Source organism: Oceanobacillus sp. FSL W7-1309 (genome assembly GCF_038002145.1).
GTDB classification, from domain to species: domain Bacteria; phylum Bacillota; class Bacilli; order Bacillales; family Amphibacillaceae; genus Oceanobacillus; species Oceanobacillus profundus.
Genome location: NZ_JBBOBX010000001.1, coordinates 1,895,791 through 1,911,889 on the forward strand (window position 1 = coordinate 1,895,791; position 16,099 = coordinate 1,911,889).

The window sequence follows — 16,099 nt, forward strand, 5'->3', positions numbered from 1 at the left end:
TATATTTTTCTGTAGAGGTACTTGTTATAAGTCAGTACTATATAATGAATAGTACTAGTTAGAGAGATGAGGTGTCATGTAATCAATGAACGTCCAATTTAAAAAAGGTGTATTAGAGCTGTGTGTTTTAGTTTTGCTTGATAAAAAAGATCGTTATGGGTATGAGCTTGTGCAAAAAATTTCGGATCAGATTGATATCTCTGAAGGGACTGTGTATCCCCTTCTAAGAAGATTAACGAAGGAAGGCTATTTTACAACATATCTAAAGGAATCAACAGAGGGGCCACCGCGTAAATATTATAAGCTAACGGATAATGGAAGAATATATTACCAAGAGTTACTCCAGGAATGGAGAGAGTTTACGAACGGAGTAAATCAATTAATTAAAGAAGGTGATTTGGATGAATAAAGAACAATTTTTTGCGAAATTAAATGCCCCTTTAAAAAAGCTTCCTGCTCAAGAGAGAGAGGATATTTTGCAAGACTTTGAGGAACATTTTGCAATGGGATTTGAGGAAGGAAAAACGGAAGAACAAATTGCAGATTCGCTAGGTTCGCCACAGCAAATTGCGAAAGATTTAGTAGCGACCTACCATGTGGAAAAGGTAGAAGAAACTGCGACGACAGCGAATATATTTCGTGCAGTTTGGGCTTTGATCGGGTTAGGATTTTTCAATTTGGTCATTGTGCTGGGGCCATTTATTGCATTGGCAGCACTGATAGTCTCCGGTTGGGCGGTCACCGTTGCTTTTATTGGTTCTCCATTACTTGTCATGATAAATACGGTAATGTATCCAGAGGCATTCCAGTTTTTTGATTTATTTTTCTCCGTTGGATTGACAGGTCTTGGATTGTTCATTGGTGTTGGAATGTATTTTGCAACTCGTGCAGTGACAAACGGATTTGTTCGGTACTTGAAATTTAATATGCGCATTGTTAAAGGAGGAATGAAAGATGCTTAATGTTAAAAAAATAGCTGTAACTGCACTAGTCTTGCTGTTAGTTGGTATCATCGGAACAATCTTCACAGTTGGATCCATTGCTGAAACGACTGTCCCAGAAACAACTGAATTACATGAAGAGAATTATGATGACATTGTTATTCAGACAAATAATGCTGTAGTAGAAGTTTTACCGACAAGTGACGAATTTACAACGGTTGAATTTATTGGAAACAGTGAAAACAATCAGAAGTATGAAGTTAAAGCAGATGTAAAAGAGGATACGCTTGCTGTTAATGTGAAAGAAAGATGGTATAAATTTTTTAACTTTGATTTTTCAATTCAATCTCCGAAATTGACAGTTTATGTTCCGGAAAAAACATATAATTCTATTCAAGTCGAAACAGATAATGGACGTGTCGATGCTAATGGTTTGGAAGCCAATGACATCCGTATATCATCGAACAATGGGCGCGCGAATGCGAGTGAATTAGATGTAAAGGAATTGCACGTAACAACGAACAATGGTCGGATTGAACTGCAAGATATTCAAAGTACACATGTTACGAGTGAAGCAGATAACGGACAAATACATTTAGAAAATGTAGATGGAGAGCTTACAGGAAGAACAAGCAACGGGAAAATTACTCTAATTACGGAACACTTAGATCGTCCGATTGATTTTAGCACCAATAATGGGCAAATAAATATCCAAGCAGAAAATGAACCGACAAATGCCATTTTTGATGTGAAGGTAGATAATGGAAGTGTAAAAATCTTTGGTAATTCTAATTGGGATACAGTTGTAGGGAATGGAGATAATCTTATTAAGCTAACAACCGATAACGGTAGTATTACAGTAGAAAAATAGAGATTGTGTAATCGCGTTTAAATTAGATTTTCAGCTAATTTAAACGCGATTTTTTGACAGGTAAGAAAGTATAAAACTTTTTCTATCTGCATAAGTGCCTAAGGCTTGCATTTAAGAGTATAAGAGGTTATGAGAAAGCAAAGTGCATTTTCTAAGAATCACTTTCACGAATGCCAGGTTTACTAAAAAGGTGTTTCAAGAGCGTTTGATATTAATGCGTAATCTTTACGTAATCATTCTGTAAAAATACATCCAATTTTTTTATAATGATTTTTTCTATGAAACTATATATCCTATTAACATAGAAATAAGGAGGATATAAATATGTTCAAAAAGATTAGCACATTCATTTTTGCGTTAGTTATTTCAATATCATTACTAGTACCAACTGCTGCGTTTGCAGCTAGTTCTTATACCGTAGTTCCTGGTGATACAATGTGGAAAATCGCTCTGAAAACTCAAACAGGAGTGAGTGAGATTATCAAAGCGAATGCACAATTAAAAAATCCAAATCTTATATATCCAGGACAAAGCTTGCGGATCCCAACAAATAGTGACGATCTAGTGGAACAAGAAGTGATCAAGCTCGTAAATGCGGAAAGAGCAAAGGCTGGACTACCTGCATTGAAATATGATTGGGAGCTTGCTAGAGTTGCAAAGCATAAGTCGCAAGATATGAAAGACAAAGGATATTTCAGTCATACAAGCCCTACATACGGATCACCGTTTACGATGATGAAAAACTATGGAATCAACTACAAATCAGCTGGTGAAAACATTGCAAAAGGTCAAAGCACTGCACAGCAAGTTGTTAATGCTTGGATGAACAGTTCAGGTCACAGAGCGAACATCTTAAGTAAAGATTATACGCATATTGGTGTCGGTTATGTGAAGTCCGGTCACTACTGGACACAAATGTTTATGAAAAAATAAATAGATGTTGATTTTTAGTTGGAAATCATATATACTAACGAAAATTATATTGAATTCGATGATGAAGAGAGTAGTTATGATGGTAACGCAAGCGAGTTGGGGGATGGTGTGAGCCCAATCGTTCTATCCTAATGAAGCGGACTTCTGAGAAACAGCCCGAAATGCAACAGAGTAGGGTGTAGTCGGGTAATGGCCGTTATCCATTTATGAGTTGGTTTTGATGAACAATAAGAGTGGTACCGCGGGTAATCTCGTCTCTATATAGAGGCGGGATTTTTTTGTGTTTACTGATGAAAAGGAGGCTGAAAATAATGGATGCCGTAAAAGCATATGCAGTGGAAATGACCGTACATTTAAACGGTCTGCTAAAGCTGGGAGAAGTTATGAATCTAATCGAAAAGCCGAAGTTTGAGGAGCAAGGTGATTTAGCATTTCCGTGTTTTACACTTGCTAAGGAATTGAGAAAGGCTCCAAACATAATTGCGCAAGAGTTAGCAGAAAAAATAGACCATCCAATCTTGGAGAAGGTTGTCGCGGATGGTCCGTATGTCAATGCCTTTTTAAATAAAAGAATGGTTAGTAAACATGCCTTAACATCCATCCTTAAGGATGGTTCGGCATATGGTTCGATAAATTATGCTGAAAAGAAAAATATTACAATTGATTTTTCATCTCCAAACATTGCAAAGCCCTTTTCAATGGGGCACTTACGTTCAACCGTAATTGGTAATTCACTTGCAAATATTGTTGAGAAATGTGGCTATCAAGCGATTCGAATTAATCATCTTGGTGATTGGGGCACACAATTCGGAAAGCTCATCGTGGCATATAAATTATGGGGCAATGAGGCGCGTGTAAAAGAGGAGCCAATTCAAGAACTGCTAAAGCTGTACGTACAGTTTCATGCTGAAGCGGAAAACGACTCAAGGTTAGAAGACGATGCAAGAGCTTGGTTCAAAAAGTTGGAGGATGGTAATGAAGAGGCTCTTTCCCTTTGGACGTGGTTCCGAGATGAATCTCTTCAAGAGTTCGGGAAAATTTATAATTTATTAGGAGTTCATTTCGATTCCTACCATGGGGAAGCGTTTTATAATGATAAAATGGAGCGAATCGTCAGCCGTCTGGAGGAAAGTGACCTGCTGCAATTATCCGATGGAGCGGAAGTGGTAGACTTAGCTGAACATGACTTAGCGCCTTGTTTAATCAAGAAGTCAGATGGTGCAACCCTCTATGCGACGAGAGATTTAACCGCTGCTGTTTATAGACAGGAAACCTATAAATTTGAAAGATCATATTATGTTGTTGGTCACGAGCAAAGCTTGCATTTTGAGCAAATTTTCTTAGTGCTCCAAAAGCTTGGATACGATTGGGCAAAGCAATTAACACATATTCCATTTGGTTTTATACTGAAAGATGGAAAAAAGATGTCTACGCGAAAAGGGAAGGTCGTTTTATTAGAAGAAGTTATTCAAGAGGCGATTCGACTCGCAGAACAGATTATTGCTGAGAAAAACCCAAGCTTACAAAATAAAGCAGATATAGCAGAAGTGGTGGGAGTTGGGGCGATTATTTTCCATGATTTAAAGAATGACAGACAAAATAATATTGAGTTCTCATTGGAAGATATGCTGAAATTTGAAGGAGCAACTGGACCTTATGTACAATACACACATGCAAGAGCCTGTTCCATCTTGAGAAAAGCCGAATATGAGGATACAGCAACGAAAGGCTTAAATGATAGCTATAGCTGGTCTGTTGTGAAATTGTTAATGGAGTTTCCGGCAGCCATTGAGCGAAGCTTTAATTACCAGGCGCCTTCCCAAATTGCCAAATACCTTATTGATCTATCGCAGGAATTTAATAAATACTATGGGAATATTAAAATTTTATCTGAGGATGAGGAACTAGAAAGTCGACTTGGATTGGTAAAAGCGACAACCATTGTTTTAAAAGAAGGATTGCGATTGCTTGGAGTGAAAGCTCCGGATGAGATGTAATTTGCTTGGGTTAACTTCCCCTCGAAGTCAACAGAGGGGAGAATAATCCTTACCCAATCGGCGTACCATTTTCCACGACTTCATCTGGCGCAAGCAGGATAACGTCATTTTCACCTGCAACACCTCCAAGTACCAATACTTCTGATTTATACCCAGCAATACGCATTGGTGGAAAGTTCACGACTGCAACGACTTGTCGGCCGATTAATTGTTCGGGAGTATACCGTTCTGTGATTTGAGCGGATGAATTTTTTTTGCCGACTTCTGCTCCAAAATCAATTTCTAGCTTTATTGCAGGTTTCCGGGCTTCTTTAAAAAGCTCAGCATGGATGATGGTACCAATTCGAATATTTAATTTTTGAAAGTCCTCAATTGTTGCCATGTGAAATACGCTCCAATCCTTGAATATTTTTCTATTACTATACTACAAGTGTTTCATAATTGAAAAAATATAATACTTAGTTATTTTATATAGCTAGTCAAAAACAGTACCGTAGTGATAAAAATGAAGGCAATATTAAAAAGCCAACTATCACTCAAGAAAAAATACAATAATTATTCTGTAAAGAAGTGTGACATTTTCCAAGTGTTACACTTCTTTTACTTTTTCCTGGTATAACTGTCCGTATGATTCTATCTTATTCAATAAGTCTTAAGTCCACACAACAGGAGCTCCTAACCGATATGATTCTTATCTTTGTTATCTCTATTTTCCTCGTATACCTAGTAATGGCCGTGCAATTTAACCATTTAGCACATCCAATTATTGTAATGTCGGTTATTCCAATGGCCTTTGTGGGTGTTGTTTTAGGTTTATTCGCCACGCAACGAGAGCTAAGTATCATGTCAGGTATGGGAATTATTATGCTTATTGGGATTGTATTAAATAATGCGATTCTACTTATTGATCGAACAAACCAATTGCGAAGAGAAGGTATTCCTGTGAATGATGCAGTGGTCAAGGCGGGTAAAGATCGTATTCGACCAATTTTTATGACGACTTTTACAACGGTTGGTGGTATGCTGCCACTTGCATTAGCAACCGGAACAACTGGGAATTATCAAGCAACAATGGCGACAGCAGTTATTTCTGGACTGATGTTTGCAACATTGATTACATTGTTTTTAGTTCCAGCAGTTTACCGTACATTCAATGCAATAGGAAATGGTTTCGGTCGATTGTTTAAACCAAGGAGTAAAGAACAAAAGACAGTAGAGGATCAAGCGGTATAAAAGATAAGAGTTCCTTCCAAAATAGAATTGGGAGGAATTTTTTATGGATTGCTATTTTCAAGCTATAATGTAAAATAACAATCAGCATTCACATAAAAATTAGTACCAGTTACTAATACTATATGCTAAAATAGATATATACTATTATTATAGAAAAGAGGAATAAGCCATGTATTATTTTGCAGCTTATTTATTAAAGTTCATTTTAAGTTTATTTGGCAGAATCAAGGTATATCAAAAAGAAAACTTACCTCAATCCGGAGGATATATTATAGCATGCACCCATACAGGATGGGTTGATATATTGTGGTTAGGCGTATCGGTATTACCCACCAAGATATATTATATGGCAAAGAAGGAGTTATTCCAAACAGGTTTTACAAAATGGCTAATGGAAAACTTACACGCCTTTCCGGTTGATCGTGAAAACCCTGGCCCAAGTTCGATAAAAACACCGCGAAAATTACTAAAGGATAACAAAGTAGTTGGGATTTTCCCTAGTGGAACCAGAACAAGTGAAGAAGCGCCGTTAAAAAGAGGGGCAGTAACGATAGCGACACATTCGAAAGCTCCGATTGTTCCTGTTGCTTATACAGGACCAAATAATTTCACGGAACTATTTAAAAGAAAAAAAGCAAAAATTATTTACGGCGAACCCATTTACTTGTCTGAAGATCACCCGAAAAAAGAAGCGATGGAAATGATGATGGATGAATTGAACGCGGAATTAAATCGCCTGCAGAAAGAAATCGAATTATAATATAAAGTACCTGTTCACAGCTTAAAAGTGATAGGTACTCTACCTATTAGGATATTCTTGTAAAGCAGGCGACTTCCAAGTGAAAGGTACTTATAGTAACTTGTACTCCTTGAATTTAAGATTGCGTGATGTTTATTGATGGTTCGGAACAAGAGTTCTATAATGAAATTAGGTATCAAACATGGAGGCGATATTGTTGAGGCCTAATTTAACAACAGACATGAGTATCCAAAGTTTTAAAGATTTCTATTGGTTAAAAGAAGAACTCCAAATATTTTGCAGAGGAAACGGAATAAGTGCTTCAGGTTCCAAAATAGAGATTTCTAACAGAATTGAGACTTTCCTTCGTACAGGAGAGATAAAAAAACCAATTCGAAAAGCAAAAGGGAACAGAGCAGCGCTACAGATTGAATTGAGTCTTGATACAGTTATTTCAGAAAATCATCGTTGCAGTCAACAAGTAAGAGCTTTTTTCAAAACCGTTATCTCTGACTTTCATTTTTCTACTTATATCCAAAACTATTTCAAAAACAATATCGGAAAAACGTATCGAGATGCTGTAGAAGCTTGGTATAAAGAGGAAGAACGAAAGAAAGATCCATCGTACAAGAAACAAATTGCACCTCAATTTGAATACAATCAATTTATTCACGACTTTTTTGGCGACCCTAGTAATCAAGGGAAAAGTCGCAAGGAAGCAATTGAAGCTTGGAATACGATTAAAAAACTCCCGGGAAGCAATAAATACATCTCTAAGCATTCATCTTTGTAGCAAGCCTTATAACAAGTGTAGAAAAACCAGCATACTGCCCGTTCGTATGCTGGTTTTTTCTACTTCCCCCTAAGACACTGAATAAAGCTCAATTCGCCAAATAGATGAATCAGTTTCAAAGGTTTGCTCATGCTGGAGTCCAAGTTCTTCCGCATTCTCAATAGGAACAGCTGAAAGAATATAGTCTCCACCTAGGTTTTTCAATGCTTCTGTATCGATATCCAGCTGCTCGATAGCTCCATCCCTATTTTTTGTAAACATATAATCTTTACCATGCTCAGCGACATACATATATAATCTACCACCCCATGTATCAAAGTAGTTTTCTAATGTTGCGCTTTTATCTAGTTCTCCAGCAATAACTTCTCTGAATGCATGCTTATACTCGAGTGGAAAGGAGTTGTTGTACGTATCAAGTGTATAGAATCCGTTATATTGTGCGATGGTTGGGTGCATGCCAATGCTCACAACCCGGTAATCCGATTGATCCCTTGCAATATATTCCTCAATTTCATCAAAGAGTTCCTCAGCATAAAATTCTTTAAACGTTGGTGTGTTAATGGCACCGTATCTTAGTTCCTCTGTAGATCCGAATGCTAGGAAACACTGGAGTAAAATTAGAATGCAGGCAATAGCTTTCCCAAATTTTAAATGCTTCCACAAAATTACAAGTGCTAGTGCGAAGCAAATATACCAAATTGGCGGATCGAGAAAATGCACACGAGCAAAGTTGAAGGTATTTGCTAGTGAGAAATTGTCTTTCACCATTCGCCAGCCTTCCCAATACCAAAATGCATACCAAACAGAAACAGCGAAGTTAAATACGAAAAAGCTCATCAACAGCCTCGGCTTTACATTGCTAAATGCTGCAATGAGTAAGGCTAATAAAATCGTTGGGATGATCAGATACGTTTGTAATGCCATGTCATGGGTATGACCGTAGAGAAAGTTTTCCCACGATAGTTCTACACTGCGTTCGAACGTATTATAACCAAGGTCTAATTCATCACGATGGGAAGTAAAGCCCTCATCAAAAAACATGGATACGATAAGCAAATAATCTTTGATTAAATAGATGCCTGTCATGGCAATAATTGCAGTGAAAAATGGCCAATTTATTTGTTTTGACCTTATCCAGTCAATCAACCAAAGAATGCCTAGTAATCCAAGGAAAAAGACAAAGCTAAGTACAAAATTCGAAAAGAATGGGATGATGAATAAAAGAATCCAAAGATATTTCGGTACATCCCAACCATTTTTTCGAATTGTTAAAAACAAATACAACGCTAGTGGGATACCAGCAATTGATAAAACCCCTGATGGCCAATAGGGAAGCATTGCAAACCCTAGAGAAGCTCCAACTGTAATGATGTGTATGTATGTATTAGAGCCTGCTCGGAAAATATGCTTCGACAGTAGAAAATACATGCCAAAAAGCGCAGCAAACCGCATAATCGTTTGACTGATACTATAAGCTGTCATTGGTTCAAAAAGCACATAAAGCCATACGACAGCATCGAATCCGGAAGGAAGGGCGCTTCTTGGTAAACCATTGATTACGTTTGGCAATGTGGTATCTGTCAATGTGAAAATCTGTCCACTCTCGGCAAGAATTTTATACCATACGATATTTGAATCTAAATTATCATGCAAACGAATATGCGTGTCCTCACCTAAAAGGTAATAGGGGAGGAGATATCCTATGAGGATAATACACGCAATCAACATGTATTTATTTTTGATAAAAAAGTTTAATCGTTTCGATAACATGGCTGACATCCTTCGTATTTATTCCATAATAAAGTGGCAGTCGAACGATTCTTTCACTACCCGACGTTGTGTACTGGTCCTTCCCGATAAATTTCCCGAACTCTTGTCCAGCTTTTGCTGAATGTAATGGGACATAATGGGAGACAGCCATCATATTATTTTCCTTTAAATAAGAAATGAGCTCGGAGCGCTCTTGTTCATCTTTCGTTTTAATATAAAACATATGGGCGTTATGCTCACAGTCCGCAGGTATATGCGGTCCCTCTATAATCCTTTCTTCGATTAAGGTTCCAAGTCCGGTCGCATACTGTTCCCACGTACGTAAACGGTTGTTATTTATCGTTTCTGCATGTTCAAGCTGAACAGCCAAATAAGCTGCATTCAACTCACTTAATAGATAAGAGGAACCAATATCTCGCCAGGTATACTTATCGACCATTCCTTTCATGAACTTGGAACGGTCTGTTCCTTTTTCTTGTAATATTTCTGCCCGTTCAATAAGGGATGAGTCATTAATTATAAGAGCTCCACCTTCTCCAGATGTATAGTTTTTTGTTTCATGAAAGCTATACGTTCCAAGGTGTCCAATCGTTCCGAGTGCCTTCCCTTTATAGGTACTCATGACACCTTGTGCAGCATCTTCAATTACCCAAAGCCTGTGCTCGTTCGCAATTTCCATAATGGCGTCCATATCACAGGCAACTCCTGCATAGTGCACAACGACGATTGCCTTAGTTTTGTCTGTCACTGCAGCAGCAATCCGATCTGGCGCAATGTTCATCGTGGATGGATCTACATCGACAAAACGCAGTGAGGCTCCTCGAAGTGCAAAAGCATTTGCTGTAGAAACGAACGTATAGGAAGGGAGGATTACTTCATCGCCTTCCCCGACCGCTGTTAGTAATGCAGTCATCTCCAAGGCCGCAGTACAGGAAGGCGTTAGAATTGCACGTTTACATGGAAGCTCGCGTTCAAACCAGTCTGTACACTTTTTCCCGAAAGGACCATTTCCGGAAAACTTGTTCTCTGCTAAAACATGTTGGATAGCTTCTATTTCTGTTCCGATTTTGCATGGTTGGTTAAAAGGAATCAATTTTTATCACCTCATTACGATAATTCCAAGTACAACAAATGCCATACCTATTGCTTTTTGCATGGTGATTGGTTCTTGAAAAAGGAAAGCTGACAAGATAAACACCAATACAAATGATATGCTCATAAACGGGTAAGCGTAGCTAATATCAAATTTTGTCATTGCCGCCATCCAGCATAGGGCAGCACAGAACGCTGCAAGAAACCCGGAAATAATCCATGGATTTAAGAGTAGCTGCAGCAAAAAGATAATCTTATCCATGAATGGCTCTGGCAAGTTTCCTTGTTGGTCAATCTTCCATTTTAAAATGAGCTGTCCATAGACGGTAAATGCGATGGTTCCAAAAATATACAAATAACCCATTTGTCAGCCTCCATACGGAATGGAACCATTTAATTTATGGTACACATCGGTTGATTTGCGTAGCCGGAATCCTAAACTAATAAATACGTTTAAAGATGCGACGTTAGACGGTGAGATGGATGTTTTTAATTCTGAGTGGCCCATGGCGAATTGCTCTTGAACACAATAGCTTGTAAAGGCCTTGGCAAGCCCTTTTCCGCGATAGTTTTTAGACATAGCCAGAAGCAGTATTTTATCATTTTCATAAGCATAAAACCCGGCAGTTTTCCCTTCATAGATAAGTGCTATAATAAGGTCCTTTTCGATCAGATCATGCACCCAATTCATGTAGCGTTTATCTGCCATATGGTTCGGAATGTTAAAGTCACGATGGAAACGTCCGCCTTTAAACGCTTCTTCCGCGATTTCTAAAATTTCATCTCGTTCATACTGACGTGACATTTCAATTCCTTGCTGTTCATACGGTTCAAAGTTCTCTGCCTTGCACATTGGTTCTGTAAGTGTATCCGCATAATAAAATCCATATTTCTTTAGATTTTCCGTGTTCTCCAACGGATCGACTTTTAATGTGAAATGACCTTCTATGTTATTCGTTTGTTTTAATGCCTCCTCTGAACTGGAGGTTACTTCGTACGTATCAATAATAAAACTCCGTTTGTCCCAGGGAGTAGATTGTAAGTAATTTTCCATTGTTCTAATCAGCTCCGATTTCCCATGTTCTAGCAAATAATAAAATTGAATGTTGTATATAATTCAGTTGCCGAAATAGCCACGTCCAGCTCCAGCGCCCAGCGACTAGCGAGACTTCCCTCACCTCCGTACGATAAGTCAACATCGATTCGCTTTCGCTCATCGTGTTTCCTTTATCTCCTGCGGCTCAGTCCAGTCCGTACGTCGCAACCCGGGCGCTTGCGCTTTTGTGCTGTTATCATCAGTCGTTTCTCGAATTAAGTATAATGGCCGTCCTTTTACTTCATTAAAAATTTTCCCGATATAAAGTCCAAGGATGCCAAAGTTGAAGAAGATTAGTCCCCCAATAAAGAATAGGGATACCATAACACTTGTCCATCCTGGAACAGGTACATCAAGAAAGAAGTAGCGTATAAATAAGTACAAACCATAAAGAAAAGATGCAACAGCAAGTATAAACCCAAATTGAATCGACAAGCGCAGCGGCTTATTTGACTGCGATATGATCGCATCGGTTGCTAAGTTGATAAGCTTCTTCAAATTATAAGACGACTTTCCTTCTTTTCTTGCATCATGTTCGATGGGAATATGAATGGTTTTATATCCCATCCATTGAATAAATAAGGGGAAGAAGCGATTTTGCTCACGCATCTGCCGGAATCCCATAACAACTTTTTTCGCATTAATGCTGAAATTAGCCGCCATATAGTCGGAATTGCTATTTGTGAAATAGTCATAGACCCGGTAAAAGGCTTGTGATGACTTTTTCTTCCACCAGTTGTCTTGGCGTTCCATTCGCTTGCCGAAAACAACTTCATAGCCATCCAGTGCTTTCGCATATAATTTAGCAATTTCTTCTGGTCGATCCTGAAGATCACAATCCATCACGACAACCCAGTCGCCATTCGCGTAATCAAGACCAGCAGTAATGGCATGATGTTGTCCAAAGTTTCGTGCAAAATCAATTCCTTTAATCTGTTTATCCTGTTCACTTAACTGTTTAATTCTCTCCCAAGCATTGTCGGGGCTTGCATCGTTTACAAGAATAATTTCGTATTGGGCTGGAATAGCTGTAACGGTATTTTTTATTCGATTGCAAAGCTCAATTAAACAGGTCTCACAACCATAAACAGGAATGACAACAGAAATTAATGGATCAGGCTTGTTTGCTTCCATTTTTGTACATAGCCTTCCACTGTTTTCCGAAGTCCTTCTGTAAAGTCCTCGGTTGGTTTCCAGCCCAGTTCATTTGTAAGTTTAGAAGCATCGACAGCATATCGTCGGTCATGGCCTCTACGGTCTTCAGTAAACGTAATTAAGTCTTTAAAGCTATCGATAGAAAGTGCTGATCTTTTATTGTATGCTAGTTCATCAAGTATTTCGCACACCTGTGCTGCTATCTCGATATTCGTTTTTTCATTGCTTCCACCAACATTATATGTGGCTTGAGTTTGTCCATAGTGGAAGATTAAATCTATAGCTTTGCAGTGATCCATTACATAGAGCCAATCGCGAATATTTTTTCCATCACCATAGATTGGAATTGACTTTCCCGCTAAAGCGTTTGAAATAATCGTTGGGATTAGCTTTTCCTCATGCTGTTTTGGTCCATAGTTATTGGAACTAGAGGAGATAACAACATTCATGCCATACGTATACCCGAAGCTTCTTGCAAGTAAGTTTGCACTTGCTTTGGAAGCACTATAAGGATTACGTGGATCATAAGGAGTCTCCTCTGAAAAGACACCTTCACTATCTAAGGAGCCATATACTTCATCCGTAGAAATTTGATGGAAGCGTCGATTGCTTAGTTCTCCTTTTTTCTCCCAGTCTAATTGTGCTGCTTGCAGAAGTGTCAGTGTTCCAAGAATATTAGAATGGCCAAATGCTTTGGCATCATTAATTGATCGGTCAACATGCGACTCTGATGCGAAATTGATAATTCCGGTAATATCATGTTCCTGAAATAACTGGTTAACAAGATTATCATCCGTAATGTCGCCATGAATAAAATGATAGTTTTCAAGGTTTTCCACTTCAGTTAAATTGTCTGTCTTGCCTGCATAGGTAAGTTTGTCTATATTTAGAATCTTTCTGTTAGGATACTTTTTCATAAAATAAGTTATGAAATTAGAGCCAATAAACCCAGCTCCGCCTGTAATGAGTATCGTTTGCTTTAGCTTATTCATTTTGCACCAGTCCTAACATTGGATGATGTTCAATCGAATCCCAATATTGCTGTGTATATTTGCGGTCAGCAATTTCGAGTAAATACTGGCCATAATCGTTTTTTTCCATGGCTTTACCTTTTTCATAGAGTGCTTGTTTTGAAATATAGCCAAGGTAATAGGCAATCTCCTCAATACAAGCTAGTTTGAATCCTTGACGCTTTTGGGTGATTCGGATAAATTCAGTAGCTTCAAATAGAGATTCGTGGGTTCCAGCGTCCATCCATGTAAAACCTCTTCCAAGTAATTCTACATCTAACTGGTTTCGCATTAAATACTGTTTGTTTAAGTCTGTGATTTCTAACTCGCCACGTTTGGAGGGTTTCAGCTTTTTTGCTAATTTAATAGCCTGCTGATCGTAAATATATAGTCCGGTAACAGCGAAATCCGATTTTGGATGCTCCGGCTTTTCTTCTATTGAAATGACTCTTTGATGATGGTCAAAGTCAACGACACCAAAACGCTCAGGGTCCTTTACACGATACCCGAAAACAGTTGCGTGTCGGTGATTTTTAATTGCTTTTCGGAACAATGTCGTAAACCCATGCCCAAAGAAAATATTATCGGCAAGAATGAGTGTTACCTTATCGTCTGCAATAAACTCCTCTGCGATTGTCAATGCTTGTGGAATACCCTTTGGCTCGCGTTGTACTTCATATTCAATCTGAATACCAAACGCAGATCCATCACCAAGCATCTCTTCGAACCTACCAATATCTTCTGGTGTACTGATAATCATAATTTCTCTAATACCGCCGAGCATAAGAACCGATAATGGATAATAAATCATCGGCTTATCGTAAATAGCTAATAGATGCTTGTTTACTGAATTCGTACTCGGGTATAGCCTAGTACCACTACCTCCAGCTAAAATAATCCCTTTCATTCCAAATCACTCCCTTAAAAGCAGTGCATCCTATGAAACGAACTAATAAGAGTTCCCTGTTCATTAAAATAGTTGCTTCTAATCTATGCCCTCCCCACAAAAAAATAATCTTACACTGTGATTACAATTTGATGTCATGCTTTGACATATAGCACTATCTACAGAAATAAGACACTATCTCTATAAAATAAAGCACTAACCACAGAAATAAGACACCATCTTTATAAAATAAAGCACCATTCGCAAAAATAAGACACCATCTCTATAAAATAAAGCACCATTCGCAAAAATAAGGCACTATCTCTAAGAAATAAAGCACCATCCCTATGTCGTAAAGCACTACCCAGACATACAGCCCATTGATTACATCCTAACCAAACAGACAACCCTACCACTCCTCAAAAGCATAAAAAAAAGAGATCACCTTCAACAGGGTGAGTCTCTTTTAATTGGAGAGGGCTTTACTTTCTCATATAATTTATACAGATAATATCCACCACGAAGCCGTTCCATAATTAAATAATCCATATAAACAAGAGAGTCCTTTGCTAGTTTTCTAGCATGTGCAAGATTATCATGATCGATTTCATTCACAACATCGCGAACAATATCTAAATAAAAAACAGCCGAACGTATCGTGCGAATAATTAATAGCTTTCGTATGTCAGAGCGGCTATAGATTCGATAACCATTCTCAGGATCTCGTTTAGGAGTAATTAATTTTTCCTTTTCCCAATGCCTGAGTGTAGAGGTAGGCACATCAATTTTATCTGCAACCTCACGTATAGAATAAAATTCCTTCGTTAGCCGAGTAGAGAAATGCTCAAGCTCTTCCAACTCTAAAGCTTGCAGTGCCTGCTCTGCTTTGAGCTTTTCCTGATGTTGCTTTGCTTGAGCTTCATTTACAATCCATAGCGCTTCCGTTAGTTTATTTTCTTGAATAAGTGGCATAATTTGACGTATTAGATGCATACCAAAACCTGAATTCATCGCCCGTATACATTCAAAGTAAGCGACGTGTTCCTCTGTATATATGCGATAGCCATTAGCTGAACGTTCTGGAGGTGGGACAATACCCCACGATTCGTAATGACGCAATGCACTTGTACTAATACCTAATTTCTTTGCAATCTCAATTGGTTTAATCATAAAAAAATCACCCTTATCCCATCCTAATTTAAAGACCAATTCCGACGTTCCAGAAAAGTATAAATCCATGTAAAAGAACCTTCAAGTACCATGACGGATTAATTTAAAAATAACGTGATGTATCAGTTGTTATTTACTATAACCTTATCAATTGCATTAATGTTATACAATAGTACTGTAAGAGGTTGTTCAAAAAGTCCGGTAAAAATGACACATCAAGAACAGTAGACCTTCGATTAAATACCGACACGTCCTGTGTCGAACATCGAAGTCACCACATCCTGCGGAAGCTCGTTGGCTTGCTTTTCCGTTCCTTGGAAAAGAAAAAACGCTTTTCCTGCGTGCAAGAACGTCTGCTCACGTATTAAACCCATACGTTCCGCTACTCAAAGCTACGCCGCCTCGAACTTCTT

The 16,099-nt window shown here is 38.2% G+C and carries 17 protein-coding genes and 1 other annotated feature; of the genes, 8 read left to right on the forward strand and 9 right to left on the reverse strand.

All coding sequences use genetic code 11. From position 1 onward, the window contains the following. Window positions 1-85: 85 nt before the first annotated feature. The 5 genes from NST46_RS08955 (at window position 86) to argS (ending at window position 4,742) form a co-directional block, all read left to right on the forward strand. On the forward strand, window positions 86-409 hold the full coding sequence (locus NST46_RS08955) for a PadR family transcriptional regulator (protein WP_095312004.1): 324 nt from the start codon (window positions 86-88) through the stop codon (window positions 407-409). Further along, window positions 402-962 carry an HAAS signaling domain-containing protein gene (locus tag NST46_RS08960; RefSeq protein WP_118889258.1) on the forward strand — a complete coding sequence of 187 codons (561 nt, stop codon included), beginning with the start codon at window positions 402-404 and terminating at the stop codon, window positions 960-962. Before NST46_RS08955 ends, NST46_RS08960 begins: the two co-directional genes overlap by 8 nt. Next, complete coding sequence (locus NST46_RS08965) at window positions 955-1,812, forward strand: DUF4097 family beta strand repeat-containing protein (RefSeq protein WP_118889257.1); 858 nt, start codon at window positions 955-957, stop codon at window positions 1,810-1,812. Before NST46_RS08960 ends, NST46_RS08965 begins: the two co-directional genes overlap by 8 nt. A gap of 324 nt (window positions 1,813-2,136) precedes the next feature. Continuing rightward, window positions 2,137-2,745: a SafA/ExsA family spore coat assembly protein gene (safA, locus tag NST46_RS08970; RefSeq protein ID WP_095312009.1), complete on the forward strand. Its 609-nt coding sequence runs from the start codon at window positions 2,137-2,139 to the stop codon at window positions 2,743-2,745. 49 nt (window positions 2,746-2,794) lie between these two features. Further along, window positions 2,795-3,007: a binding site (T-box leader), on the forward strand. Between the two features lie 49 nt (window positions 3,008-3,056). After that, a complete protein-coding gene (argS, locus tag NST46_RS08975) occupies window positions 3,057-4,742 on the forward strand; it encodes an arginine--tRNA ligase (protein ID WP_445321725.1) in 1,686 nt (561 codons plus the stop codon). Window positions 4,743-4,791: 49 nt separating this feature from the next. Here the strand turns inward: argS and csaA are convergent, their stop codons facing one another. Next, window positions 4,792-5,124 (reverse strand): chaperone CsaA, encoded by a 333-nt coding sequence (csaA, locus tag NST46_RS08980; protein ID WP_118889255.1) that lies wholly within the window; start codon window positions 5,122-5,124, stop codon window positions 4,792-4,794. A gap of 302 nt (window positions 5,125-5,426) precedes the next feature. On the opposite strand from csaA, the gene NST46_RS08985 reads away from it, so the two are divergent. The 3 genes from NST46_RS08985 (at window position 5,427) to NST46_RS08995 (ending at window position 7,507) form a co-directional block, all read left to right on the forward strand. Beyond that, entirely contained in the window at window positions 5,427-5,975 is a 549-nt protein-coding gene (locus tag NST46_RS08985; protein WP_445321726.1) for an efflux RND transporter permease subunit, read from the forward strand. 169 nt (window positions 5,976-6,144) lie between these two features. Beyond that, on the forward strand, window positions 6,145-6,735 hold the full coding sequence (locus NST46_RS08990) for a lysophospholipid acyltransferase family protein (protein WP_095312017.1): 591 nt from the start codon (window positions 6,145-6,147) through the stop codon (window positions 6,733-6,735). Between the two features lie 196 nt (window positions 6,736-6,931). After that, entirely contained in the window at window positions 6,932-7,507 is a 576-nt protein-coding gene (locus NST46_RS08995) for a DUF6434 domain-containing protein (RefSeq protein WP_095312019.1), read from the forward strand. A 69-nt stretch (window positions 7,508-7,576) separates the two neighbouring features. On the opposite strand, the gene NST46_RS09000 is transcribed toward NST46_RS08995, so the two are convergent. The 8 genes from NST46_RS09000 to NST46_RS09035 all read right to left on the reverse strand — a co-directional run bounded on the left by NST46_RS09000 (window position 7,577) and on the right by NST46_RS09035 (window position 15,686). Then, the gene (locus NST46_RS09000; protein ID WP_341137075.1) at window positions 7,577-9,277 is read right to left on the reverse strand and encodes a DUF6044 family protein; all 1,701 of its coding nucleotides are present in this window, start codon (window positions 9,275-9,277) and stop codon (window positions 7,577-7,579) included. Beyond that, entirely contained in the window at window positions 9,240-10,370 is a 1,131-nt protein-coding gene (gene rffA / locus NST46_RS09005; protein WP_340002772.1) for a dTDP-4-amino-4,6-dideoxygalactose transaminase, read from the reverse strand. The genes NST46_RS09000 and rffA overlap by 38 nt, the downstream gene beginning before the upstream one ends. 6 nt (window positions 10,371-10,376) lie before the next feature. Continuing rightward, on the reverse strand, window positions 10,377-10,733 hold the full coding sequence (locus tag NST46_RS09010; protein ID WP_095312025.1) for an EamA family transporter: 357 nt from the start codon (window positions 10,731-10,733) through the stop codon (window positions 10,377-10,379). A 3-nt stretch (window positions 10,734-10,736) separates the two neighbouring features. Continuing rightward, window positions 10,737-11,423, reverse strand: coding sequence for a GNAT family N-acetyltransferase (locus tag NST46_RS09015; RefSeq protein ID WP_340002773.1), 687 nt, complete (start codon window positions 11,421-11,423; stop codon window positions 10,737-10,739). 159 nt (window positions 11,424-11,582) lie between these two features. Next, window positions 11,583-12,599 carry a glycosyltransferase family 2 protein gene (locus NST46_RS09020; protein ID WP_303448278.1) on the reverse strand — a complete coding sequence of 339 codons (1,017 nt, stop codon included), beginning with the start codon at window positions 12,597-12,599 and terminating at the stop codon, window positions 11,583-11,585. Beyond that, the gene (gene rfbB / locus NST46_RS09025) at window positions 12,572-13,612 is read right to left on the reverse strand and encodes a dTDP-glucose 4,6-dehydratase (RefSeq protein ID WP_341137076.1); all 1,041 of its coding nucleotides are present in this window, start codon (window positions 13,610-13,612) and stop codon (window positions 12,572-12,574) included. Before rfbB ends, NST46_RS09020 begins: the two co-directional genes overlap by 28 nt. Next, a complete protein-coding gene (rfbA, locus tag NST46_RS09030; protein WP_303448280.1) occupies window positions 13,605-14,537 on the reverse strand; it encodes a glucose-1-phosphate thymidylyltransferase RfbA in 933 nt (310 codons plus the stop codon). Before rfbA ends, rfbB begins: the two co-directional genes overlap by 8 nt. 426 nt (window positions 14,538-14,963) lie before the next feature. Beyond that, window positions 14,964-15,686: a MerR family transcriptional regulator gene (locus tag NST46_RS09035; RefSeq protein WP_339315516.1), complete on the reverse strand. Its 723-nt coding sequence runs from the start codon at window positions 15,684-15,686 to the stop codon at window positions 14,964-14,966. Between the last annotated feature and the right edge of the window lie 413 nt (window positions 15,687-16,099).